21 protein-coding genes and 3 tRNA genes are annotated in these 23,276 nt (G+C 66.1%); 21 read left to right on the plus strand and 3 right to left on the minus strand.

The window, feature by feature from the left end:
• Nucleotides 1–388: 388 nt before the first annotated feature.
• The gene (locus HMPREF0298_RS08975) at nucleotides 389–853 is read right to left on the minus strand and encodes a hypothetical protein (RefSeq protein WP_006840856.1); all 465 of its coding nucleotides are present in this window, start codon (nucleotides 851–853) and stop codon (nucleotides 389–391) included.
• A gap of 256 nt (nucleotides 854–1,109) precedes the next feature.
• On the opposite strand from HMPREF0298_RS08975, the gene HMPREF0298_RS08980 reads away from it, so the two are divergent.
• From HMPREF0298_RS08980 to HMPREF0298_RS09030, 11 genes are all read left to right on the plus strand, one after another.
• On the plus strand, nucleotides 1,110–2,015 hold the full coding sequence (locus HMPREF0298_RS08980; RefSeq protein WP_006840857.1) for a cation diffusion facilitator family transporter: 906 nt from the start codon (nucleotides 1,110–1,112) through the stop codon (nucleotides 2,013–2,015).
• A 30-nt stretch (nucleotides 2,016–2,045) separates the two neighbouring features.
• Entirely contained in the window at nucleotides 2,046–3,788 is a 1,743-nt protein-coding gene (locus tag HMPREF0298_RS08985) for a DUF262 domain-containing protein (protein WP_006840858.1), read from the plus strand.
• A gap of 16 nt (nucleotides 3,789–3,804) precedes the next feature.
• Complete coding sequence (locus HMPREF0298_RS08990; protein WP_006840859.1) at nucleotides 3,805–4,659, plus strand: hypothetical protein; 855 nt, start codon at nucleotides 3,805–3,807, stop codon at nucleotides 4,657–4,659.
• 88 nt (nucleotides 4,660–4,747) lie between these two features.
• On the plus strand, nucleotides 4,748–6,331 hold the full coding sequence (gene serA, locus HMPREF0298_RS08995; protein WP_040423012.1) for a phosphoglycerate dehydrogenase: 1,584 nt from the start codon (nucleotides 4,748–4,750) through the stop codon (nucleotides 6,329–6,331).
• 89 nt (nucleotides 6,332–6,420) lie between these two features.
• Nucleotides 6,421–8,706 (plus strand): carbon starvation CstA family protein, encoded by a 2,286-nt coding sequence (locus HMPREF0298_RS09000; RefSeq protein ID WP_006840861.1) that lies wholly within the window; start codon nucleotides 6,421–6,423, stop codon nucleotides 8,704–8,706.
• Nucleotides 8,707–8,892 (plus strand): YbdD/YjiX family protein, encoded by a 186-nt coding sequence (locus tag HMPREF0298_RS09005; RefSeq protein WP_006840862.1) that lies wholly within the window; start codon nucleotides 8,707–8,709, stop codon nucleotides 8,890–8,892.
• Between the two features lie 56 nt (nucleotides 8,893–8,948).
• Nucleotides 8,949–9,965, plus strand: a complete 1,017-nt coding sequence (locus tag HMPREF0298_RS09010; protein WP_006840863.1) for a 3-isopropylmalate dehydrogenase — start codon at nucleotides 8,949–8,951, stop codon at nucleotides 9,963–9,965.
• 41 nt (nucleotides 9,966–10,006) lie between these two features.
• Nucleotides 10,007–11,476 carry a hypothetical protein gene (locus HMPREF0298_RS09015; protein WP_006840864.1) on the plus strand — a complete coding sequence of 490 codons (1,470 nt, stop codon included), beginning with the start codon at nucleotides 10,007–10,009 and terminating at the stop codon, nucleotides 11,474–11,476.
• Nucleotides 11,477–11,485: 9 nt separating this feature from the next.
• Nucleotides 11,486–13,348: a DUF294 nucleotidyltransferase-like domain-containing protein gene (locus HMPREF0298_RS09020; RefSeq protein ID WP_006840865.1), complete on the plus strand. Its 1,863-nt coding sequence runs from the start codon at nucleotides 11,486–11,488 to the stop codon at nucleotides 13,346–13,348.
• Nucleotide 13,349: 1 nt separating this feature from the next.
• Nucleotides 13,350–13,916: a 3'-5' exonuclease gene (locus tag HMPREF0298_RS09025; RefSeq protein ID WP_006840866.1), complete on the plus strand. Its 567-nt coding sequence runs from the start codon at nucleotides 13,350–13,352 to the stop codon at nucleotides 13,914–13,916.
• A 21-nt stretch (nucleotides 13,917–13,937) separates the two neighbouring features.
• Nucleotides 13,938–14,729 carry a fumarylacetoacetate hydrolase family protein gene (locus HMPREF0298_RS09030; protein WP_083789556.1) on the plus strand — a complete coding sequence of 264 codons (792 nt, stop codon included), beginning with the start codon at nucleotides 13,938–13,940 and terminating at the stop codon, nucleotides 14,727–14,729.
• Nucleotides 14,730–14,733: 4 nt separating this feature from the next.
• Here the strand turns inward: HMPREF0298_RS09030 and HMPREF0298_RS09035 are convergent, their stop codons facing one another.
• Nucleotides 14,734–15,855: an isochorismate synthase gene (locus HMPREF0298_RS09035; protein ID WP_006840868.1), complete on the minus strand. Its 1,122-nt coding sequence runs from the start codon at nucleotides 15,853–15,855 to the stop codon at nucleotides 14,734–14,736.
• 71 nt (nucleotides 15,856–15,926) lie between these two features.
• Here HMPREF0298_RS09035 and gltX point away from each other — a divergent pair, with 71 nt between their 5' ends.
• The 8 genes from gltX to HMPREF0298_RS09070 all read left to right on the plus strand — a co-directional run bounded on the left by gltX (nucleotide 15,927) and on the right by HMPREF0298_RS09070 (nucleotide 21,472).
• On the plus strand, nucleotides 15,927–17,438 hold the full coding sequence (gltX, locus tag HMPREF0298_RS09040; protein ID WP_050758393.1) for a glutamate--tRNA ligase: 1,512 nt from the start codon (nucleotides 15,927–15,929) through the stop codon (nucleotides 17,436–17,438).
• A 113-nt stretch (nucleotides 17,439–17,551) separates the two neighbouring features.
• Nucleotides 17,552–17,623, plus strand: a tRNA-Gln gene (locus HMPREF0298_RS09045).
• Between the two features lie 25 nt (nucleotides 17,624–17,648).
• Nucleotides 17,649–17,721: transfer RNA gene (locus HMPREF0298_RS09050), tRNA-Glu, on the plus strand.
• Between the two features lie 155 nt (nucleotides 17,722–17,876).
• Entirely contained in the window at nucleotides 17,877–18,293 is a 417-nt protein-coding gene (panD, locus tag HMPREF0298_RS09055) for an aspartate 1-decarboxylase (RefSeq protein WP_040423016.1), read from the plus strand.
• Nucleotides 18,293–18,922, plus strand: coding sequence for a GyrI-like domain-containing protein (locus tag HMPREF0298_RS09060; RefSeq protein ID WP_006840871.1), 630 nt, complete (start codon nucleotides 18,293–18,295; stop codon nucleotides 18,920–18,922). Before panD ends, HMPREF0298_RS09060 begins: the two co-directional genes overlap by 1 nt.
• Before the next feature lie 149 nt (nucleotides 18,923–19,071).
• On the plus strand, nucleotides 19,072–20,265 hold the full coding sequence (gene chrA / locus HMPREF0298_RS09065) for a chromate efflux transporter (RefSeq protein ID WP_006840872.1): 1,194 nt from the start codon (nucleotides 19,072–19,074) through the stop codon (nucleotides 20,263–20,265).
• A 10-nt stretch (nucleotides 20,266–20,275) separates the two neighbouring features.
• Complete coding sequence (locus tag HMPREF0298_RS12755) at nucleotides 20,276–20,446, plus strand: hypothetical protein (RefSeq protein ID WP_006840873.1); 171 nt, start codon at nucleotides 20,276–20,278, stop codon at nucleotides 20,444–20,446.
• 3 nt (nucleotides 20,447–20,449) lie between these two features.
• Nucleotides 20,450–21,472 (plus strand): alpha/beta hydrolase, encoded by a 1,023-nt coding sequence (locus HMPREF0298_RS09070; protein ID WP_006840874.1) that lies wholly within the window; start codon nucleotides 20,450–20,452, stop codon nucleotides 21,470–21,472.
• Between the two features lie 21 nt (nucleotides 21,473–21,493).
• Here the strand turns inward: HMPREF0298_RS09070 and HMPREF0298_RS12270 are convergent, their stop codons facing one another.
• Nucleotides 21,494–21,679, minus strand: a complete 186-nt coding sequence (locus tag HMPREF0298_RS12270; protein ID WP_157464451.1) for a hypothetical protein — start codon at nucleotides 21,677–21,679, stop codon at nucleotides 21,494–21,496.
• Nucleotides 21,680–21,844: 165 nt separating this feature from the next.
• On the opposite strand from HMPREF0298_RS12270, the gene HMPREF0298_RS09080 reads away from it, so the two are divergent.
• Nucleotides 21,845–22,702 (plus strand): alpha/beta hydrolase, encoded by an 858-nt coding sequence (locus HMPREF0298_RS09080; RefSeq protein WP_006840876.1) that lies wholly within the window; start codon nucleotides 21,845–21,847, stop codon nucleotides 22,700–22,702.
• Nucleotides 22,703–23,105: 403 nt separating this feature from the next.
• Nucleotides 23,106–23,178: transfer RNA gene (locus HMPREF0298_RS09085), tRNA-Glu, on the plus strand.
• Nucleotides 23,179–23,276 lie beyond the last annotated feature (98 nt).

Raw genomic sequence — 23,276 nt, forward strand, 5'->3', positions numbered from 1 at the left:
GCGCGGTGCGCGGAGTCCGCAATGCGGAATTGATTTGGGTGATGCGATCGTCGGAAAGCGGAGTCCGCAGAGTCTGCAATGCGGAGTGGTCATTCTGCCGTGGCGGAGTCCGCAATGCGGAGTCCAGGTGTGGCCTGCCCGGTAGAGAGCATTTCGACGTTTTGACACTACCCCGGCGGAGTCCGCAGAGTCCGCAATGCGGAGTCTAGGAGCGACCTGCCTGATAGAGGGCACTTCCACGTTTTGACTCTGCTACCCCAAAGACCGAAACGCGGACCTATGACGCCCCAATGCATTCGCCACCCGCAAGTAAACGAGAAAAACCCCACATCCTGCGAGAGCAGGGGGCGGGGTGGAACTCGACGGCCGAGTGTGGCCGAGCTAGCTACTAGTTGGTGGGAACGGCGCTCTCAACGGCGTCACCGGCGTTCTGGGCAGCGCTCTCGGCGGCGTCACCAGCGTTTTCAGCGGCGTTGCCGGCGCCCTCGGTGGCGCTCTCGACGGCGTTAGCCGGCTCGGACTCAGTGCCGCCGACAACCTCGGTCTCGGTGACGTTCTCGGTCTCGGTTGCAACAACGGAGGTGGAGGTTTCGCCGGTGGTGGCGGCTTCATCGTCGTTGTTGGAGAACAGGGACCACAGCAGCCAACCGATGAGCAGCAGTGCGAGAAGGCCCAGCAGCCACTTCCACCAGCCGCCACCCTCGTTGGAGGACACGGCGGTGGAGCCAGCGGTGGGGGTCGTGGTCTCGGGGGTGGTGACCTTCTCGACACGGGTAACGTCAGCGTTGGTGACCGCATCCTTGTCGAGGTTGCGAGGGTCCTTTGGATCCGGGGTGATGTTGTGGTTAGTCATGAAAATGTCCTTTCGTTTAATGCGTTCTAACTTGCCAGCAATGGCAAGTGTCCGGCTGTGGGCTCGCAACGGTATCGCTGAGTGCCCGCAGTGGACTACCCCTCTAGGTTAACAACACCTTAAGCGTTCATGCGCTTACGTTTGTGTAACGGAGTTGCAACGTCGGGCATTGTCCCTAGTCGGGCTACGTTTTACGGACCTGGGGAGATTTTCAATAGGTTGTCATTTACCTTGCGGGAAGGCTAAAGTGTGTCGCATGAGTCACTCACACGAACACTCGCCGTCCACCGCGCCGCGCCGCGCGCTGATAGCGGCGCTCGCGATCACCGCGACAGTGTTCTTCGTTGAGTTTGTCGGCGGCTACATCTCGGGCTCCATGGCGCTCATGGCGGATTCGATGCACATGCTCTCGGATTCGGCAGGGCTGTTGATCGCGGTCATCGGCACGCTGCTCAGCCAGCGCGCCTCCACGGCCGTGGCCACCTACGGCTTCGCCCGCGCCGAGGTTCTCACCGCGTTGGTCAACGCGGTCTCCGTCATCGCAGTGACGGTGTTGATTGTCCTTGAGGCTTTCTCGCGCCTGCACGACCCGGCACCTGTTGACACCGGAGCAATGATGGTCTTCGCGGTCGTCGGTCTGGTGGCGAACGCCGCCTCGGCGGCCATGCTTCACCGCCATAAAGAGGAATCGATCAACGTCCACGGTGCCTTCCTGCACGTGATCGTCGACCTCCTAGGATCCATCGCGGTGCTTGCAGCCGGAGCCGTGATCGCAGTGACCGGATTCACCCCGGCCGATGCGATTGCCTCGCTGATCATCGCCGCTCTGGTGGTGCCGCGGGCTTGGCAGCTGCTCCGGCAATCGCTTCGCGTCCTTTTGGAACAGGCTCCGCAGGGTTTCGCGGCGCAGCGCATCAAACCCGCGCTCAGGGCCATTGACGGTGTCATCGACGTCCACGACATTCACGTCTGGTCTCTCGGCGGCTCCGACGTGGTCGTCACAGCGCACCTCGTTGCGCATGAGGACGTGCCTCGCGGACCGCTTCTCGACGCCGCCCAGAAGCGCCTCACCGACCTCGGCGTCGACCATCCAACAATCCAGGTAGAACTACCGGGCCACACCGACCACGAGCGCGCGTGCGGCGTCTCACTTGGCAGGTAGGGGCGTTGTTTTTGTCTTAGAGTGTGGGGCATGGGCTTCACCACGCCGAGTTACTCGCTGTCCGACCTTTTCGCGCGCGTGCACCGCGGCGAGCTCCAGCTTCCCGATTTCCAGCGCGAATACATCTGGGACGTCGACCGTGCCCGCACCCTCGTCACCTCCGTCCTGCGCGGCTACCCGATCGGGTCGCTGCTCGCCCTCGACACCCGCAACGTCGCTCCCCGTTTCAAATCGCGCCCGCTCGACGGTGCCCCGCAGGCTCAGGTCCAGCCCGGGCTTTTGCTTCTCGACGGCCAGCAGCGCCTCACCTCACTGTTCCACGCGTTCAGCGGCGACGGGGTTGTGCCTACCGTTGATTTCCTGAAAAACCGCATCGAGCGCCGTTTCTTCATCGACATCCGCCGAGCGGTCTCGGCTGACCCGCTGCCCGTTGAGTCGGTCTTTGCCGTAGATACCCACGGCGAGGTCCGTTCCCACTTCGGCCCGTCCATCGACGGAGGGCTCGACTCCCGCGAGGCGATGCTAAAGCACGGCGTAATCCCCGTTTCAGCCCTGCTTGACGACGGCGCCAACTCACTGCTGTTCGACATCGCGGCCACCACGATGGACAAGCAGATGCGTGAGGCCGCCGCGGCGTTTCAGTCGCGCGTGGTCAGCCAACTGCCCGCTTACGACATTCCCATGGTGCGCATTGACCGCGACACCTCGCTCGTGGGCATCGGGCAGATCTTCGCCCATGCCAATTCGGCGGGTGTGCAGATGGACGTCTTTGAGCTGCTCACGGCGACGTACGCACTCCAGGACTCGGAGTTTGTGTTGGCGGAGCATTGGGCGGGCGTCGAGAAGCAACTGCGTGAACACCCCGCACTGGACCACATCGGTCGAATCGAGTATCTGCGTGCGATGTCACTGTTGATCACTGGGCGGCGTGGCCCCGCCTGCGGGCACCGCGGCGACATCCTCAGCATCGACTTGGAGGGCTACCTGGCGCACGCGGACGAGGTCGCCGCCGGGTTCGCGGCTGCGGCGGAGTTCCTCGCCGAGCGCAGGATGCTGACCACCGACCAGGTCCCGTACACCGCGCAACTGGTCACGCTCGCTGTCGTCCAGGCGCGGCTGGCGGAGCGCCCCGGAGTGCTGGACAACGAGCAGGCGCGCGATCGCCTCAACCGCTGGTTCTGGTCGGGCATCTTCGGTGAACTCTATGGCGCGCATTCGCCGATCATCCGCGCCGGGGCGGACGTCGACGAGGTCACGCCGTGGGTGATGGGGGAGACCGACACCACGCCGCGCACGGTTGAGGACGCGCGCTGCACTCGCGCGCGTATCGTCTCCGCGGGGCCCGAGTCCGGCGTGTACCGCGCGTTGTTTGCGCTGCTCATGGCGCGCGGCGCTCGCGACTGGCGGACAGGCCAAGCGTTCGAGCCTGACACCATGGATCACCTCGAACCCACCTTTGAGCTGGTCTTTCCGCGTGGGGTATGTGAGGCCCGCGGGGTCGATCCGCAGCTCGCGGAGTCCGTTGTCAACCGCACCCCGATGGGTGTGCGCACCCGCATTCTCATCGAGGGAAACGAGCCGAAGCGCTACCTGCCGCGGTTGCAGTCGAAGTGCCTCATGGAAGACGCCGAGTTCGAAGCGATGCTCGCCGCCCACGAGATAAACCCACAGACGCTGATGGCCTCGGACGTCGATACGTTTCTGCGCGAGCGTCTCGATCGCCTGGTCGCGATCATCGAGCACGCGATGGGCAAGCCGGTGGAAGAAAGCTAGCGCGACGACGTATTTCATGAACCGCTCACGCATTGCCGTCCCCCTCATCGCCGTGGCGCTCGGTGTAAGTGCCTGCTCGCCCGGGCCTGAGCCATCGCCGCTTGACGACGCCCGCACGCAGAACCAGGCCCGCCATGTCGCCGAGCGCTTCGCGCCCCACCCAGTCGTGCTCGACGACCCGTTCGGGTTTGAAAGCTCCCGGCTGTTCTTCCCCGCCTCAGAGACAGTCGTGGTCACCGACGCCACCGTGGAGGCCCAGCTGCGCGGCGCGTCGATTGCCGTCACCGCGCACGCGCCGCTGCTTGTCTACGCCCCGGAAAACCACGCGGACGTCGTGAAGGAGATTCAGCGGCTCGGGGCGCACACGGTGCTCACCGTCGGCGACGTTGCTTTCGCTCCCGCCAGCGGGTACGTCAATGTCCAACGTGACCCAGGCGGGCTCGAGGCGCTGCACACGATGACGAGCCTGGCGTTCGATGTCCGTGACATCGTGGACACAACCGACGCGCGCGAGAGCGTCACCGCGGTCGCGTCGCTGGCCGGCAACCCGCCGGTGTGGTTGCGCACCCGCGACGCCCCGGCGACGAAACAGGGCGCGGAGGCTGCGCCTTTTCCGCTGCAGTCGCGCCGGGACGCCGACATGGCGCCACTGGTCGTAGCCACGCCGGAGAGTCCGCTGCCTGCGGTGAGCAACGCGCGCAGTTTCGGCGCCCGCGTCGCGGTTGTCGACGAGCCCGACCCGCGGCAGTCGCGCGAGACCCTTTTCGCGCTTGCGGGGCTCGCGGACGAGCCGCTGGTGGCGCTGGGGCCCGAGTTCGGCACGGAGCAGGAGCTCCCGCGGCGCATCATGCAGGCCGAAGAATATTATTAATTACGCGGTGTTTCGTCGCACGGCCGGGGAGGTTACGATAAACAACGTCCTATTAGCTCCCGCCATCAAAACCCAGGAGATCATCGCAGTGTCCAAACCAGTCGTGCTCATCGCTGACAAGCTTGCCCCTTCCACCGTCGACGCGCTCGGAGATGGGGTTGAGGTCCGCTGGGTGGATGGCCCCAACCGCGCCGAGCTGCTCGCCGCGGTGCCCGAGGCGGACGCGCTTCTCGTGCGTTCCGCCACCACCGTCGACCGCGAGGTGATCGAGGCTGCCCCGCAGCTGAAGATCATCGGTCGCGCAGGCGTTGGCCTGGACAACGTCGACATCGACGCCGCCACCGAGCGCGGCGTGATGGTCGCGAACGCCCCGACCTCGAATATTCACTCCGCCTGCGAGCACGCAATCGCGCTGCTGCTGGCCACCGCCCGCCAGATCCCGGCCGCGGACAAGACGCTGCGCGACGCAGAGTGGAAGCGCTCCGCGTTCAAGGGCGTGGAGGTTTTCGGCAAGACCATCGGCATCGTCGGTTTCGGCCACATCGGCCAGCTGTTCGCTCAGCGCCTCGCCGCGTTCGAGACCACCATCATCGCCTACGACCCGTACGCCAACCCGGCCCGCGCGGCGCAGCTCGGCGTCGAGCTCGTGGAGCTCGAAGAGCTCATGGCGAAGGCGGACTTTGTCACCATCCACCTTCCCAAGACGAAGGAAACCGCGGGCATGTTCAACGCGGACCTGTTGGCGAAGGCCAAGCAGGGCCAGGTCATCATCAACGCCGCTCGCGGCGGGCTTATCGACGAGCAGGCGCTTGCCGACGCCATCGTGTCCGGCCGCATCCGCGGCGCCGGCTTCGATGTGTACTCCTCCGAGCCGTGCACCGACTCGCCCCTGTTCGCTCTGGACCAGGTCGTGGTCACCCCGCACCTCGGCGCATCCACCGAGGAAGCCCAGGACCGCGCCGGCACCGATGTGGCCGATTCCGTGCTCAAGGCGCTGCGCGGTGAGTTCGTCGCCGACGCTGTCAACATCACCGGCGGCCGCGTCGGCGAGGAGGTCTCCTCCTGGCTCGACCTCTCGCGCAAGCTGGGCCTGATCGCCGGCAAGCTTCTCGACGCCGCCCCCGTGTCCCTGCGCGTCACCGCCCGCGGCGAGCTGTCCACCGAGGACGTGGATACCCTCGGCCTGTCCGCGGTGCGCGGGCTGTTCTCCGGAATCGTGTCCGAGCCGGTGACCTTCGTCAACGCACCGTCGATCGCGGAGTCCCGCGGTCTCGAGTACACCGTGGACACCGCGAGCGAGGCCCGCAGCCACCGCAGCGCGCTCGAGGTCCAGGTCGCTTCGGCCTCCGGCGAGGTCGCGACCATCACCGGTGCGCTGACCGGGCTGGATCGCGTGGAAAAGATCGTCAACATCAACGGCCGCGGTGTGGACATGCGCGCCGAGGGCCGCAACCTGTTCCTGCGTTACACCGACGCCCCGGGCGCGCTGGGCAAGGTGGGCAGCACCCTGGGCGAGGCCGGCATCAACATCGAAGCCGCCGCGCTGACCCAGGCCGCGAAGGGGGACGGCGCCGTGCTCATCCTGCGCGTTGAGCGCGAGGTTCCGGAAGAGCTCGAGGCGGCTATCGCATCCTCCATCGACGCAAGCTCCATCCAGATCGACCTGAGCTAGCCGCTTGTAGTTTTCCCAATTTTCACCTCCCGATTCGGTCTTCGTGAGATGATCTGTCTCACACCGATCACCGAGGAAGGGAGAGTGGGATGAGCGTAAAAGTCAACGGGATGCGCGAGAGGCCGGACGCGGACAGGCTTGAGATCTCAACGACGCCCGACGGGCGCGAGCACGTCGTTGGGGTTCGGCCGAAAAAGGCCATCGGAACTGTCGAGCGCGTCGTCATCGCCATCGCGGCCGTCATCGCGGCGCTGGGCTGGGCGGTGCTCGCGCTTAACCGCGATGAGGAGATCAGCTCGGTATGGCTCGTGCTCGCCGCGATTGGCTCCTACATCATCGGCTACACGCTCTACGCGCGCCTGATCGAGTACAACGTGGTCAAGCCGCGCAACAACCGCGCGACCCCAGCCGAGTACATCGACGACGGCAAGGACTTCGTCCCCACCGACCGGCGCGTGCTGTTTGGCCACCACTTCGCCGCCATCGCCGGCGCCGGCCCGCTCGTCGGGCCCGTCATGGCCGCCCAGATGGGGTATCTGCCGGGCACGCTGTGGATCATCATCGGCGTCGTGTTCGCGGGTGCTGTGCAGGATTACCTGGTGCTGTGGGTTTCCACGCGCCGGCGCGGCCGCTCGCTGGGGCAGATGATCAGCGACGAGGTCGGCCGCGTCGGTGGTGCCGCCGGCATCTTCGCCACGATGGTGATCATGGTCATCATCATTGCGGTGCTCGCCTTGATCGTGGTCAACGCCCTGGCCGATTCGCCGTGGGGCGTGTTCTCCATCGCCATGACCATCCCGATCGCGCTGTTCATGGGCTGCTATACCCGCTTTATCCGCCCGGGCCGAGTCGCCGAGGTCTCCGCCATCGGCGTGATCCTGCTCCTGGCCGCCATCATCGGCGGGGGCTACGTCGCCGACACCGCCTGGGGTGCGGAGGTGTTCACCCTGTCGAAGACGGCGCTGGCGTTCGCGCTGATCATCTACGGCGTTGTTGCGGCAATCTTGCCGGTGTGGTTGCTGCTCGCGCCGCGCGACTACCTGTCGACGTTTATGAAGGTCGGCGTCGTTGCGCTGCTTGCGGTCGCGATCATCATCGACCGCCCGATGATCCAGATGCCGGCGATTACCTCGTTCGCCATCGAAGGCAACGGGCCGGTGTTCGCCGGGTCGCTGTTCCCGTTTTTGTTTATCACCATCGCCTGCGGCGCGCTGTCGGGCTTCCACGCCCTGATTTCCTCGGGCACCACCCCGAAGCTGATTGAAAAAGAATCGCACATGCGAAGCATCGGCTACGGCTCCATGCTGGTGGAGTCCTTCGTCGCGGTGATGGCGATGATCACCGCGGTCATCTTGGACCGCCACCTGTACTTCGCGGTCAACTCTCCAGCTGCGGTGACGCAGGGTACGCCGGAGGGCGCGGCGGAATTCGTCGCCACGCTCAACCTGCCGGGCGACCCGATTACGGCGCAGCAGCTCGCCGAGACCGCCAACGCCATCGGGGAGGCCACCGTGGTTTCCCGCACCGGCGGCGCGCCGACGTTCGCACTCGGAATGTCCGAGATCATGACCAACCTGCTGGGCAGCGAGGCGTTGCAGGCGTTTTGGTACCACTTCGCGATCATGTTTGAAGCGCTGTTCATCCTCACCACCGTCGACGCCGGCACCCGCGTAGCCAGGTTCATGATGTCGGACACGCTCGGTTCCGTCCCGGGTCTGGGCAAGTTCAAAGACCAGTCCTGGACGATTGGGTCGTGGATTTCCACTTTCGTGGTGTGCGGCCTGTGGGGCGCGATCTTGGTTATGGGTGTGACCGACCCGCTCGGCGGCATTAACGTGTTGTTCCCGCTGTTCGGCATCGCCAACCAGCTCCTCGCCGCGATCGCTCTGACCCTGGTCACCGTCGTGCTGGTGAAGAAGGGGCTTTACAAGTGGGTGTGGATACCGGTTGTCCCGCTCGTGTTCGACCTCGTGGTTACGCTGACCGCGAGCTGGCAGAAGATCTTCCACTCCAACCCGGCGATTGGCTACTTCGCGCAGAACGCGCGCTTCCGTGACGCGAAGGCTCAAGGGCTGACCGAGTTTGGCAACGCGAAGTCACCCGAGGCGATCGACGCGGTGATCCGCAACACCTACATCCAGGGCGCGCTGTCCATCCTGTTCGCCTCCCTGGTTGTCATCGTGGTGATCACCGCGCTCGTGGCCGTCGTCAAGGCTCTGCGAGCGCAATCGGCGGGGTTGCGCGTGCCCACGAGTGAGGAGCCGGACCACCCGTCGACGCGGTTCATCCCGCGTGGCATGGCCGCCAGCTCGGAGGAGAAGCGGGTCGCCGATGAGCTGGGGCTCACTCTCGACTCCAGCGGGGGTGCGCACTAGATGGTGCTCAAAGCGATCAGCGCTGTGACGTGGTACATCAAGGAGCTCATGGGCGACAACGACTACGCCAAGTACTGCGCGCACCTCGCCGCGCACCACCCAGACGCCAAACCGCCGACGGAGAAGGAGTACTGGAAGCAGCGCTGGGCGCGCGAGTCCGCAAACCCCGGTAGCCGGTGCTGCTAGGCTAAACCGGTCACACTGTGAACGCTGTGTAAGCAGTAAGGAAGGACTCCCACAACATGAAAATTGCGGTGATCGCTGGCGACGGAATCGGCACCGAAGTCATGGCCGAAGGCCTGAAAGTGCTGCGCACGGTACGCGACGATGTCGAGACCACCGAGTACGACCTCGGCGCCCGCCGCTACCTGCGCAACGGGGAGCTTCTCACGGACGACGATTTGGCGAGCCTGCGCGCGCACGACGCGATCCTGCTCGGCGCAATCGGCGACCCGGCCCGCGTGCCAGCCGGGGTGCTCGAGCGCGGGCTGTTGCTGCCACTTCGCTTCTCGTTGGATCACTTCGTCAACCTGCGCCCCTCGAGGCTCTACCCGACGGCGGTCAGCCCGCTGGCCAAACCCGGCGACATAGACTTCGTGGTCGTGCGCGAGGGCACCGAGAGCTTGTACGCGGGCAACGGCGGAGTGCTGCGCGCCAACACCCCGCACGAGGTGGCGTGCGAGGTCTCGCAGAACACCCGCTTCGGGGTCGAGCGCGTCGTGCGTTACGCCTTCGAACTGGCGATGCAGCGCCGCAAGCACCTCACGCTCGTGCATAAGACCAACGTCCTTGTCAACGCGGGCGGGCTGTGGCAGAAGACGGTCGACGCCGTCGCCACCGAGTACCCGGAAGTTACGGTCGACTACAACCACATCGACGCCACCACCATCTACATGGTCACCGACCCGCAGCGTTACGACGTCATCGTCACCGACAACCTCTTTGGCGACATCATCACCGACCTCGCCGGGGCGGTCACGGGCGGCGTCGGCCTGGCCTGCTCGGGCAACATCGACGCCTCGCGCACCAACCCGTCCATGTTCGAGCCGGTCCACGGTTCCGCTCCGGATATCGCGGGCAAGGGCATCGCCGATCCCACCGCGATGATTCTGTCGGTTGCCATGATGCTGCGCTGGCTCGGCGACGCATCCGCCGCCGAGCGGATCGAGTCAGTCGTCGCCGCCGTCGTCGCGGCGCGCGAGGCCGGCCCCGTGAGCACCACGGAGGTTGGTGACCGCATTGTCGCGGCGCTGAAGTAGGGTGGTTCGCGTTACCGCCCAAAGTTTAAGGACACTCTTATATGACCACCACTTTCGTGCGCCCGCGCGCCGTGATCGCCGCCGCTGTCACACTGTCAGCTCTGTTTGCCGGGGCGTGCGGCAGCGGTGGTACTCCCGCGGAGTCGCCGCGGCTGGAGACCAGCGGGCCTGAGGTGCTCAGCGACGCCGACGGGACCGGAATCGATGTGTCCAGGCGGCTGTTCGAGCGCTCCGAGGCGGTGGTGGTGGCGTCGACAAGCCGCGACGCCCAGCTCCACGGCGCCGCGGTAGCCGCCGAGCTCGGCGCCCCGCTGCTCGTGCGCGCAGGTGGCGCCGAGGCTGCCGTCGACGCCGAGATTCAGCGCCTCGGTGCCAAGCGCGTCATCGACGTGCCCGGCGACGATGAGGTGCTCGCCCAGACCGCGCCGGTCGCCTCCGACTCTGCCGAAAGCGATGTCGCGGCTATCGCGGCGCTCGAGCCCGCGAACCCGGTCGAGCTTCAGCTGCCCGAGATGCTAGCCACTGAGGAGACCTCCCTGGGCGCCGCTGCGACCGCGCGGGCAGCGGGCGCGCAGCTCGACGTGCTTGCGGTCCCGGACCCGCGCCTGACCAGCGAGTCGATGCGCACCGTCACCGGGCAGGACACGCTCGCACTGGGCAGTCAGTGGGGCACAACTGAGGAGTACGCGCACCGCGTCGAGCTTGCCGCTGCCGGAGAGCTGCCCGGTGGCGGCGGGTTGGTCTTCCCTGGCCGGCGCATGATCGCGCTTTACGGGCACAGCTTCGCCCCGGAGCTCGGCGTGATGGGCGAACAGGACCCTGTCGCTGCCGCTGCGCTAGCAACGCAGTATGCGCAGCAGTACCAGCCGATGGAGGAGCAGCCGGTGATCCCGGCGTTCGAGATCATCGTCACCGTCGCCTCGGAATTTCCGGGCGAGGACGGCGACTACTCCAACGAGGCGCCGATGGAGACGGTTGTGCCGTGGATCGACGCCATCACCGAGGCCGGCGGCTACGCCGTGCTGGACCTGCAGCCGGGCCAAGGCGACTTCCTGCACCAGGCAAAGCTCTACGAGGAGCTGCTCAAGCGCCCGAATGTCGGCCTCGCCCTCGATTCGGAGTGGAAGCTTAACCCGGGCGAGGCGCCGCTGTCGCGCGTTGGTTCCGCCAGCGCCGAAGAGATCAACGTCGTTGCGGACTGGCTGGCTCAGCTCGTGCGCGAGAACAACTTGCCGCAGAAAGCGTTCGTTTTGCACCAGTTCCAGGTGGCGATGTTCCCGGATCGCGAAAACATCCAGACTGTTCACCCGGAGCTGGCCTACGTGCTGCACGCCGATGGCCACGGCAGCCCCGGGCAGAAGTACGACACCTGGAACGTGTTGCGCGAAGGCCTCGACCCGAACTTCTTCATGGCGTGGAAGAACTTTATCGACGAAGACCAGCCGATGTTCACCCCCGAACAGACTTATCTGGAGGTCGAACCGCGCCCGTGGTTTGTCAGCTACCAGTAAAATAGGTGCATGACAGTCGAACTCGACGAGGTCCGCGCTTTCCTCGCCGACCACGAGCCGTTCGCCCACCTGCCAGCGGAGACGCTGGACGGCTTGCCGCAGCACATGGGCATCACCTACGTGCGCCGCGGCCAGACGGTCATCAACTACGGCGACGTCAACGACACCCTCTACATCATCCGCTCCGGCGCCATCGACGTCGTTGGCCCGGACAATTCGTTGCTCGACCGCAGGGATGTGGGCCGCACCTTCGGCTACTCCACGCTTGTCGACGACCCCCGCTCGCGCTACATGATGGCCGCGGTGGAAGACAGCGTCCTCTATATGCTGCCGCGCACGCCCTTCCGTGCACTCGTCGATGCCTTCCCCGAGACGTTGCGCTACTTCGACACCGCCTCCCGCCGCATCAAGGCGGCCGCCGATGAGCTGAAGGAGGACTCCGCGGCGTCCGACGTGTTGCGCACCCCGGTCGGGGAGCTGGTCGCGGGGGCGCGGCTGATCACCGTCGACGGGGCGGCCACCATCGCCGAGGGGGCGCGGCTGATGGATGAGCACGCGATTTCCAGCTTGATCGTCACGGGTGCGACGGAGCCGGGGATTGTCACGGACCGCGATTTCCGCTCCCGGGTGGTGGCGAAGGGCGTCGATACGCAGGCTCCGCTGCGGGAGGTGATGACGTCGCCGGTGCGCACCATCGCCAGCGACGCGCTGGTGTTCGAGGCGATGCTGGTGATGGGCGATCTCGGCACCCACCACCTGCCGGTGACCGACGGCGGGGAAATTATCGGTGTGGCCACAAGCAGCGACATCATGCGGCAGCTCAAAGCTGATCCGATCTACATGGCCGCCGACGTGAAAAAGAGCAGCCGCGCCCAACTTGCCGGAGCCTACGAGCGCGGCGCGGTGGTCGCAGCGCGATTTTTCGACCGCGGCGCCTCCGCGTTCGAGTCCCAGCGCCTGCTTACCGGTGTGGCCGATTCGATTGCGCGCAGGTTATACGCGCTGGCGGTTGCCGAGCTCGGCGAGCCACCCGTCCCATTCGCGTTCGTCGCCGTCGGATCCCAAGCCCGCGGCGAGATGGGCCCCGCCTCCGACCAGGACAACGCGTTGGTGCTCGATGATTCCTTCGACGCCGCGCTGCACGGCGACTACTTCGCGCGCCTCGGCGACTACATCTGCTCCGGCCTCGCAGAAGCGGGGCAAGCGCTGTGCCCCGGGGGCATCATGGCGCACAACCCGCAGTGGCGGATGACAGAGTCGCAGTGGAACGACACCTTCCACGGGTGGGTCACCGCGCCTGAGCCCGATGCCCTGCTCAACGCGCAGGTGTTCTTCGACTTCCGCTGCATCTTCTCGGCTTTCGGGGGAGAACAGATGGCGCAGCGCGTGCATGACAACGCCGTGGTCGCCGCGCGCGGCTCGAAGCGCCTGCACACGCACCTCGCCGCCTTGGCCACGTGGCGCGAGCCCCCGATCGGTTTCTTCCGCGGGTTCGTGGTCGAGCGCAGTGGTGAGTACGCCGACACGCTCGACGTGAAAAAGGGCGGCACCGCCGCGGTGGTGCAGATGGCTCGCCTCTACGCAATCACTGCGGGCGTGGGGGAGGTAGACACCCTGGCCCGCATCAGGGCCTCGGCTGGCTCGTCGGTGTCTGTCAAGGGGGCGGAGGACCTCCTCGGCGCCTACGAGTACCTCACGGACCTTGCGCTGAAACAGCAGACGAGGCAGCTGCGCCGCGGCGAGCGGCCGAACTACAACATTGACCCGAAGGCGCTACCGAGCCGCGAGCGCGACGCGCTGCGCGATGCCTTCGGCGTGATCAAGAACCTGCAGTCGGCGCTCGGCAACAAGTACCCGGTCAGGTCGGTGTAGCGTGTTCGGCTTTTCACCCCCTCGCCGCGAGCTTGTCGACGCCCACCTGCTCGCCGTCGACGTCGAAACCACGGGGCTTAAGCCCGAGCGCGACCAGCTCGTCTCGATCGGCTGGGTCCCCGTCAACGACCGCGTGATCGACCTATCGGGCGCGGCCCACTTCGTCGTCGCCGGGGCGTCGGTAGGCAACTCGGCAACGCTACACGGGGTCACCGACGACGATGTGTTAGCGAGCGGGACGGATATCGCCGAAATTGTGGAGCACTTTGAGCGCGCCATCGCGGGCCGCAAGCTGCTGGCCCACTTCGCCCAGATGGAGTTGGGGTTTATCGGCCACGCATTCAAGCAGGTGAGGGGCACGCGCTGGCGGCTGCGGGAGGACGAGGTGGTGGACACGTTCGCGCTCGAGCGCCGTCACATGGAGCGCATGGCAACCTACCCTCGCGGCGAAGACCTGCGCCTGGCGCGGGTGCGGCAACGCTACGGGCTGCCGGCCTACCGCAACCACAACGCGCTGACCGACGCCGTTGCGTGCGCGGAGCTCTACCTAGCGCTGACGGCTTCGTAGCGTTGCTGTAATCTCGCCGGCATGCGCTTTGGACGAATTGCAACCCCTGAAGGAATGACATTCGCTGTCATCGATGACGAAGGTACCACCGCGAAAGCTATCGCCGGAACCCCCTTCACAGAACCCGAGTACACGGGCAAAGAGTGGCCGCTAGCCGACGTCCGCCTGCTCGCCCCGATGCTGCCTTCCAAGGTGGTTGCGATCGGCCGCAACTACGCCGACCACGTCGCCGAGGTGTTCAAGCAGTCCGCCGAGCATCTTCCGCCGACTCTGTTTCTCAAGCCCCCGACCGCAGTCATCGGCCCCGAGGCCCCAATTAAGATCCCCGAGTTCGCCACCAGGGTGGAGTTCGAGGGGGAGATGGCGCTAGTCATCGGCGCCCCGTGCAAGAGCGTCAAGGCGGAGGACTGGAAGTCGGTGGTGCGCGGTGTCACCATCGTCAACGATGTCTCCTCGCGCGATTTGCAGTTCGCTGACGGCCAGTGGGCGCGGGCGAAGGGTATCGACACCTTCTGCCCGCTCGGGCCGTGGATCGAGACGGACCTGGAGAAGCTCGACTTCACCAACACCCCGATCAAGGCGCACCTGACGCGCGACGGCGTGACCGAGACGAAGCAGGATTCCAACTCGAACCAGATGATCTTGAACCTCGGCGAGATCATCGAGTTCATCACCGCGTCCATGACCCTTTTGCCCGGCGACGTGATCTGCACCGGTTCCCCGGCCGGCACCGCCGAGATGTTCCCGGGCGATCGCATCGAGGTGGAAATCCCCGGCATCGGCAGCCTGGCCAACCCGGTCGAGCGCGCCTAGTTAGCTAAAGGGACAGTCCGAGCGCGCGCATGATGGTGCGCAGCTTGGCTGTCGTCTCATCCAGCTCCGCCTGCGGGTCGGAGTCCGCCACCAGCCCGCCGCCGGCCCAGGCGCGGGCCGTGGTGCCGTCGCCGCTGACCTCGGCGCAGCGAATCGCGACCATGTACTCGCCATCGCCGTTCGCCTCGGTGTAACCCACCGCGCCGGCGTAGAAACTGCGGTCCGTCTCGGCCGTGCAGATCAAGGCCTTCGCCGCCTCTGTCGGTGTGCCGCACACAGCCGGGGTGGGGTAGAGGCGCTCGGCGAGGTCGAGGGCGCTCGGGGCGGGGTCTTTCAGCACTCCCGTGATCGGTGTTGCCAGGTGCCACATCTCGTTTGTCTTGTCCACGATCGGGCGCTCGGGCACCGTGAGCGAGCTGCACAGGGGGCCAAGCACGCTGCGGATGTGGTCGACCACGAAGGCGTGCTCCACAAGGTCTTTTGTCGATTCAAAGAGGTTTTTAGCGGCCGCGCGGTCAGCGGAGGCGTCGTCAAGCACGCGCGGCGCAGAACCGGCCAGCGGGTAGGAACTGACGCGGTTGCCGCGGCGGCGCACGAGCACCTCCGGGGAGGAACCGACGAGCATGTGGCCATGGAAGCCGGCGGGGGTCAGATCCGCGATGAAACCGTCGCGGGTATAGGACAAATCAATCAGCCGCGCGGCCACGAGGCGCGGATCCACGGGGGAGTCGAAGGCGATGTCAACGGCGCGGGCGAGGACGACCTTGTCCAGTGCGGAGTTCTGGATCGTCGCTACCGCCGCCTCAATGCGGCGCAGGTGCTCGACGGGCGAGGGATCGAACCCGCACACCCGCGCGCTCAGTTTGGAGCCCTGACCGACGCGGTAGAAGGGGTGCGGCTCGAGCGTGCCAGGCTCGCACACGATGGTGTCCGGCACCGTCAGCGCAGCCTCGGCGTCCTGATCGAACGGCAGTGCACCGACGATCATTTCCACGGCACCGCGGTCGATGGCGTCGATCGCCTCGTCGATGTCGGTAAACGCCCCAGCGCAGCCCTGCGTGCGCACCGAACCGTGGCTGCGGGACAGCAGGAAGTCGGGCGCTGTGGCGGGGCGTGCGGATTGCATGAGCGACAAGTGTACTGTGCCGCCCGCGGGCAGCGGAGAGGGGGCTGAGAACGCACGCTACGATTGAACCCATGACTCATTCCTCCACGACGACAGGTGCAAACCCCGACTTGCGCGTCCGTTTCTGCCCCTCGCCGACAGGAACCCCGCACGTCGGCATGGTGCGCACCGCGCTGTTCAACTGGGCGCAGGCGCGACATAGCGGTGGCAAGCTCATCTTCCGCATCGAGGACACCGATGCGAAGCGCGACTCGGAGGAGTCGTACCAGGCGATCGTCGATTCGCTCACGTGGCTCGGCCTCGACTGGGACGAGGGCGTGGGCAAGGGAGGCCCGCACGAGCCGTACCGCCAGTCGCAGCGCATGGACATCTATAAGGACGTGCTCAACAAGCTGATTGAGGCCGGCGAGGTCTATCCGGCGTACTCCACCGCCGAAGAGGTTGCCGAGCGACACAAAGCGGCCGGCCGAGACCCGCAGCTGGGTTACGACAACTTCGACCGCGAGCTGACCGAGGAGCAGATTGTCGCGTACAAGGCCGAAGGTCGTGAGCCCGTGTGGCGCCTGCGCATGCCCGAGCAGGACTGGACGTGGAATGACCTGGTGCGCGGGGAGGTCACCTTCAAGGCCCACACCCAACCGGACTACGTCGTCGCGCGTTCCAACGGCGCTCCGCTGTATACGCTGGTCAACCCGCTCGACGACGCCCTGATGGGCGTCACCCACGTCCTGCGCGGCGAGGACCTACTGTCCTCCACACCGCGCCAGCTCGCGCTGTACGCGGCTCTGAAGCGCATCGGCATCACAGACACGGTTCCGGAGTTCGGCCACCTGCCGTTCGTGATGGGGCAAGGCAACAAGAAGCTGTCCAAGCGCGACCCCGAGTCCAACCTGTTCAACCACCGCGACAACGGCATCATCCCCGAGGGCATGCTGAACTACCTCGCGCTGCTGGGCTGGTCCCTGTCCGCCGACCGCGACATCTTCACCGTCGGTGAGATGATTGCCGCCTTCGATGTCAACGACGTGCTCGGCAACCCGGCGCGCTTCGACCAGAAGAAGCTCGAGGCGATCAACGCCGACCACATCCGCCTGCTCGAGCCGGCCGACTTCGCTGCGCGCCTGCGCGACTACCTCACCGAGTACACCGACTTCCCGGCCGATTACCCTTCCGATAAGTTCGCCATCGCCGCCGACCTTGTGCAAACGCGCATCAAGGTGCTTGCCGACGCCTACGGCCTACTCAAGTTCCTCGTCACCGCCGACGCCGACCTCGAGCTCGACGAGAAGGCCGCGAAGAAGAATCTCAAGGAGGACGCCGTGGCGCCGCTCGACGCCGGCATCGCTGCCCTGGAGGCCGTGGAGGATTGGTTGACCTCTGAGATCGAGGAGGCGCTGAACAAGGCCCTCATCGAGGATCTCCAGCTCAAGCCGCGCAAGGCCTTCGGCGCACTGCGCGTGGCCGTCTCCGGTGAGGCCGTCTCCCCGCCGCTGTTCGAGTCCATGGAACTGCTTGGCAAGGAGTCCACCCTCACGCGGCTGCGCGCGGCGCGCGCGGTGACCCCGTTCGAGGCTTCCGAATAGAACTACATCGGTGTCATTGAGGCGCCGTGAGCTGGCGATTTGTTCGCCACGGAGCCTTCTGGCTATAGTAATCAACGTTGTTCAGCGCGGGAGTTACTGCACTGGAAAACGATTGGCCTATGGTGTAATTGGCAACACAACGGTTTCTGGTACCGTCATTCTTGGTTCGAGTCCAGGTAGGCCAGCAGCGGATTTATCCGCTCTTTCTATGCCCCGTTCGTCTAGTGGCCTAGGACGTCGCCCTCTCACGGCGGTAACACGGGTTCAAATCCCGTACGGGGTACAACGCAAGCGAGGCAGTCGGTTCTTTTTCACTGGCTGTCTCGCTTTTTTGTGCGTGAGCCGGGTCCTTGTTCGACCGGAACGTCGCTGAGGGGCCTTTTCAGGGGGTACCGGGCCGTTCCGGTCGAACTGCGTTTGCGGACTACACTTGCCGATGTGATCCGCACCATGCTCAAGTCCAAAATCCACCGCGCCACCGTCACGCAGGCGGACCTCCACTATGTCGGCTCGTGCACGATCGACGCTGACCTCATGGAAGCCGCCGACATCCTCGAAGGCGAGCAGATTGACGTGGTCGACATCAACAACGGCAACCGGCTCACCACGTATGCCATTACGGGGGACCGGGGGAGCGGGGTCATCGGCATCAACGGGGCCGCCGCGCGGCTGATCAACCCCGGCGACCTGGTCATCATCATCGGCTACGCCCAGTACGAAGAGAGCGAGCTCGTGGGTTACGCCCCGCGCGTGATCTTCGTGGACGAACACAACCGCCAGCTCGAGCAGGGCGAAGACCCGGCCCACGCGCCACACGGCTCCGGCTTGGTGAACCCCAGGCACCCTGATAACTGATGGCCTACGACTTTAAGAAGGAGCAGAAGGAGCTCTACAGGCCTGGCCCGGGGGCGTCGATAGTAAACGTGCCCGCGATGAACTTCCTCGCCGTGCGCGGACGCGGGAACCCTAACGATGAGGGTGGCGAGTACAAGGTGGCGATTGCGCTGCAGTACCCCGTCGCATACGCGCTGCGGATGAGCTACAAGACGGACTATGTCATCGACGGGTTCTTCGCGTACGTGGTCCCGCCGCTCGAGGGGTTCTGGTGGCAGCCGGGTGTCGACGGCGTGGACGACAAGGACGCGCTGCGCTGGGTCTCGGCGATTCGCGTGCCCGACTTCATCCGCCAGAAGGATGTCGATTGGGCTGTGGACCGCGTGACCCAGAAGAAGGGGAAAGACTTCAGCGCGGTGGAGTTCCTCACCATCGAGGAGGGCCTGTGCGTCCAGGCTATGCACGTCGGGTCGTTTGACACCGAGCCCGAGACGGTGAAGATGATGAGTGATTACGCGACGTCCGCAGGCTACGTCGTGGACTTCGGGCCACAGCGCTGGCACCACGAGATCTACCTCAGCGACCCGTCCAAGGTGGCGCCCGAGAAGATGAGGACGGTCATCCGGCACCCCGTGCGCCCGGCGCAGTGATTGTGCAGTGAAGAATGTTCGGCGCCGGGGAATCTGGACTGTCGGAGCTGAAAAAAGTTCGGCCCCCGGCCCAACAATTTTCACCACCACCACTTCGCACCACCTCCCGCGCTGCGCGCACCCCCCGATGTGTGAGACCCTAAGCAGCGATGTCTACTCAACGATCCACAGGAAGCGCCCTCGAGGTGTTTCTGGTGTTCCTCCGACTGGGCCTGACCTCCTTCGGCGGCCCCACCGCCCACCTCGGATACTTCCGCGACGAGTTCGTCGGCCGCAGGAAGTGGATGAGCGAGAAGACCTACGCCGACCTCGTCGCCCTGTGCCAGTTCCTGCCGGGGCCGGCGTCGAGCCAGGTCGGTATGGCCGTCGGCCTCCAGCGCGCCGGGTACGCGGGGATGGTGGCGGCGTGGTTCGCGTTCACGATGCCGTCGGTAATTGTGCTCGTCGCCTTCGCGCTGGGCGTCGCGGCTCTCGGCGACATCTCCGGGGCCGGGTGGCTGGTGGGGCTCAAAGCGGCAGCGGTCGCGGTGGTGGCGCACGCGGTGCTGGGCATGGCGCGCTCGCTCATTTCCGGCACAATCCGCGCCGGCATCGCGCTGGCGGCGTTCCTGCTGGTCCTCCTGGTGCCGAACCCGTTTGTACAGGTAGGCGCGATCATCGTCGGCATGCTGGCCGGCTACGCCCTGCTGCAGAGCCCCGAAGTTGATAACGCCGAGACAAGCTTTGCGCCGCGCGTGTCCCGGCAGGTCGCCGTCGTCTGCCTGGCGCTCTTCGCCATCCTGCTCGCCGCGCTGCCGCTGATCGCGAGCGCCCGCGACAACGTGGCGCTGACCATCATGGACACCTTCTACCGCGCCGGCGCGCTCGTCTTCGGCGGCGGGCACGTCGTGCTGCCGCTCTTGGAGTCCGCGACGGTGCCCACCGGGCTTGTCGACCACGACACGTTCCTCGCCGGATACGGCGCCGCGCAGGCGGTGCCCGGGCCGCTGTTCACGTTCGCGTCCTTCCTCGGCGCCTCGGCCCAGGGGGTGCACTGGGTGCTGGGGGCCGCGGTGGCCACGATAGCGATCTTCTTGCCCGCGGCGCTGCTCGTGCTGGGGACCCTTCCGTTTTGGGACGTGCTGCGCCGCCAGCCACAGGCGGCGCGCGCGATCGCCGGCGCGGACGCCGCCGTGGTGGGCATTCTCGCCGCGGCGCTCTACACCCCCGTGTTCACCGCGGGTGTCACGGGCGTGGCGACGATGGCGGTCGCGGGCGCCGCGTTCACCGCGCTGCTGGCGTGGAAGCTGCCGGCGTGGGCGGTGGTGATCGGCGCGGCGCTCGTGGGGTGGGCGCTTCTGTAAGGTGAGGCGCATGAAACGACGCCTCATCACCGCAGCCGCGGCCGCCGCCCTCGCACTAGCGACAGCCACCCAGAGCGCGGTGGCGCTCTCCGGTCAACCCAGCTCCACGGGCTCGAGCGTGCTGGACGCGTCGAGCCTGCCGTGGGCGGGTTCGAGCCTGTCGTCCGACATCTCGCCCTAGGCGGTGCCCACCCTGATCGTGGCCACCCTGGGCGGGGGAGTGCTCGGCTCGGCCCTCTACGAGGGAATCGGATCCACGGGCTCGGCGCTGAGCTCCGCGCTTACCGACGCCGCGCCAACCTTCCCCGCCGCCGACGCCGCCCCGGCGCAACTGCGCAGCCTGCGGCACATCGAGGGCGACGTCTACGAGCTCGTGGTCTGGTCCGGCGCAATGCAGCGCGAAGTGACCAACGAGATCATCCTCCCGGGCGGTCCGGACAACACGGCCCCGCGGCCGAGGTTCTACCTCATGATGGGCGCGGACGGCGCCGCCGGCGGGCTCAGCTGGCGCACCATGTCCAACTATGAGGAGTTCTTCGCCGGCAAGAACGTCAACGTAGTCACCCCGCTCGGCTCTGTCTCGTCCATGCAGGCGGACTGGTACCGACCCGACCCCGTCACCGGCACGAACAAGTGGTTGACGTACATGACGAGGGAGCTTCCGCCGCTTATCGACGCCACCTTCAACGGCGCCGGTCGCGACGCGATCGCCGGGATCTCCATGTCGGGCGGCCCGGCGATCTCCATTGCGTCCTACGATCCGCAGCGCTTCGTCGCCGCGGCGTCGTACTCGGGGTGCCCGTCGACGACGGGGCTGCTCGGCGGGGTGCACGCGTCCTCGGCGGTGGCCATGAACGGCGGGAATCCCGTCCTGATGTGGGGGCTGCCGGGCAACGAGGCCTGGGGGGCGCACTCTCCCGTCCTGCACCTGGACAACCTGCACAACACCGCCCTGTTCGTCTCCGCGGCGCAGGGTGTGCCGGGGCCGATTGACGGGATCGACAACTCGTCGCAACGCGTGGCCAACCCGATGCTGATCGAGGGCGCCTCCTACGCCTGTTCGCTGTACTTCGCCCAGCAGGCTCGGGCGGAGGGGCTAGACGTCACGTGGTACGAAACGGTGGAGGGAACGCACACGTGGGGGCTTTTTGAGAAACTGATGCGGGAGAGCTGGGGAACCATTGGCCCGGCACTGGGGGTGAACTGATAAAGTTTTGCCCGTGAAATTTCATTCCCGCCGCGGTGTGGCGCTGTGCGTGGCGGCTGCGCTGACAGCCTCCACCGTGACCGCGCCCTCAGCATCCGCCCAGTCGTCCCAGTCGTCCCTCTTCACAGGCCAGCCGGCGGATGCGAACTCGAGCGTCATCGACGCCTCCTCCGTCGCCGCCGCGTTCTCCAGCCTCCGCTCGGACATCCACCCAGTTGCGCTTCCCGCGCTGGTGATCTCAGCGCTCATGGGGGGCCTTTTGGTTACCTGTCCTTCGAGCGCTTCGCGTTCCAGGGCAGCTCCCGGCTGGGGTCCAGCACCGTCGACCTGGACAGCACCTTCCCCGACCCGGACGCCCCGCCGGCGGAGTTCGTGAGTCTGGAGCACGTGCGCGACAACCTGTACACGCTGACCGTCTACTCGCCGTCGATGCAACGCAACATCACCAACGACCTCGTCCTGCCCGCCGGCGGCACCGACAACACCACGCCGCGTCCGACCTTCTACCTCCTCGGCGGCGCCGGCGGCGGTGGCTGGACGGGGGAGGGTGGCGCGCCCGATTTCTTCCGCGACAAGCTCATCAACGTGGTCACCCCGCGCGGCGCAATCGGATCCCAGCAGGCCGACTGGGCGCAGGAGGATCCGAAACTGGGCCTGTACAAGTGGACCACGTACCTGACAAAGGAGCTCCCGCCCCTTATCGACGCCGCCTTCCACGGCACCGGCAACGACGCCATCGCCGGGATGTCGATGTCGGGCGGGCCCGCCATGCACATAGCCACCATGGATGACCGGTTCAAGGTGGCGGGCTCCTACTCAAGCTGCCCGTCGACAACGGGGGTGCTCGGCCAGGCGTTCGCCTCTTCCACCGTGCGCTTCTACGGGGCGGATCCCGCCAACATGTGGGGCAGCTCCGCCGATCCTGCGTGGGCGGCGCATTCCCCGATCCTCAATCTCGAAGACATGCGCGACCTGAAACTCTTCGCCGCGGCGTCGCGCGGGGTGCCTCACGAGACCGATCAAGAAGTCAAGGATTCGCCGGCGCCCCTCCTTGTCGTCGACGAGCAGTTCAACTACACCTGCACGCGCTACTTCGTCGACGAGTCCCGGGAGGCCGGGCTGAGCATCGACTTCTACGAGTTCGATGAGGGCACGCACAACTGGGGCCTGTTCCGCCGCCAGCTTCGGGAGACGTGGAAGACGATCGGCCCCGCCCTCGGCGTGGAGTGACCTGCGCCACTACCCCCTACCACCTTGTCGAGCATCACCGCTTAGCTGGGGGTGGTCCGCGACGCGGGTTATAACCAGTTCCGTTTTTGTCCGCACTCTACCCACCGGCGGGGCGGGGGAGTATGTTCAGTTGTAGCAGGTCAGCAAGGGTAAAACCCGAAAGACCGGCTACGCACACCGCGACCCCGCGGTGAGCGCGCAACGCCCTCGGAGCTGATAGTTCTCCACAACACTGCGGACGCGGATGCGGGCATGTACCAGCCCGGTCCGACGATACTTTCGCACCAGAACACCCCGGATGCGGCGTTGACGCTCACCGCGGGGATTTGCCTGTGACCAGCCGGTTTGTTGGTTTTCGTGGCGGTGCTTTATGGTTAACAAGTCGCAAACACAAAGCGAACGCGCCCCGTTCGTCTAGCGGCCTAGGACGTCGCCCTCTCACGGCGGTAACACGGGTTCAAATCCCGTACGGGGTACAGATTGTGCGAGGCAGCTGGTTTTTACCAGCTGCCTCGCTTTTTATCGACTGTGTTCGACGCGAAGCCAGCTCGGCGGCCCTTTACGAGCCCGTGGT

The sequence above is a fragment of the Corynebacterium lipophiloflavum DSM 44291 genome (assembly GCF_000159635.1).
In the GTDB taxonomy this organism is placed as follows: Bacteria; Actinomycetota; Actinomycetes; order Mycobacteriales; family Mycobacteriaceae; genus Corynebacterium; species Corynebacterium lipophiloflavum.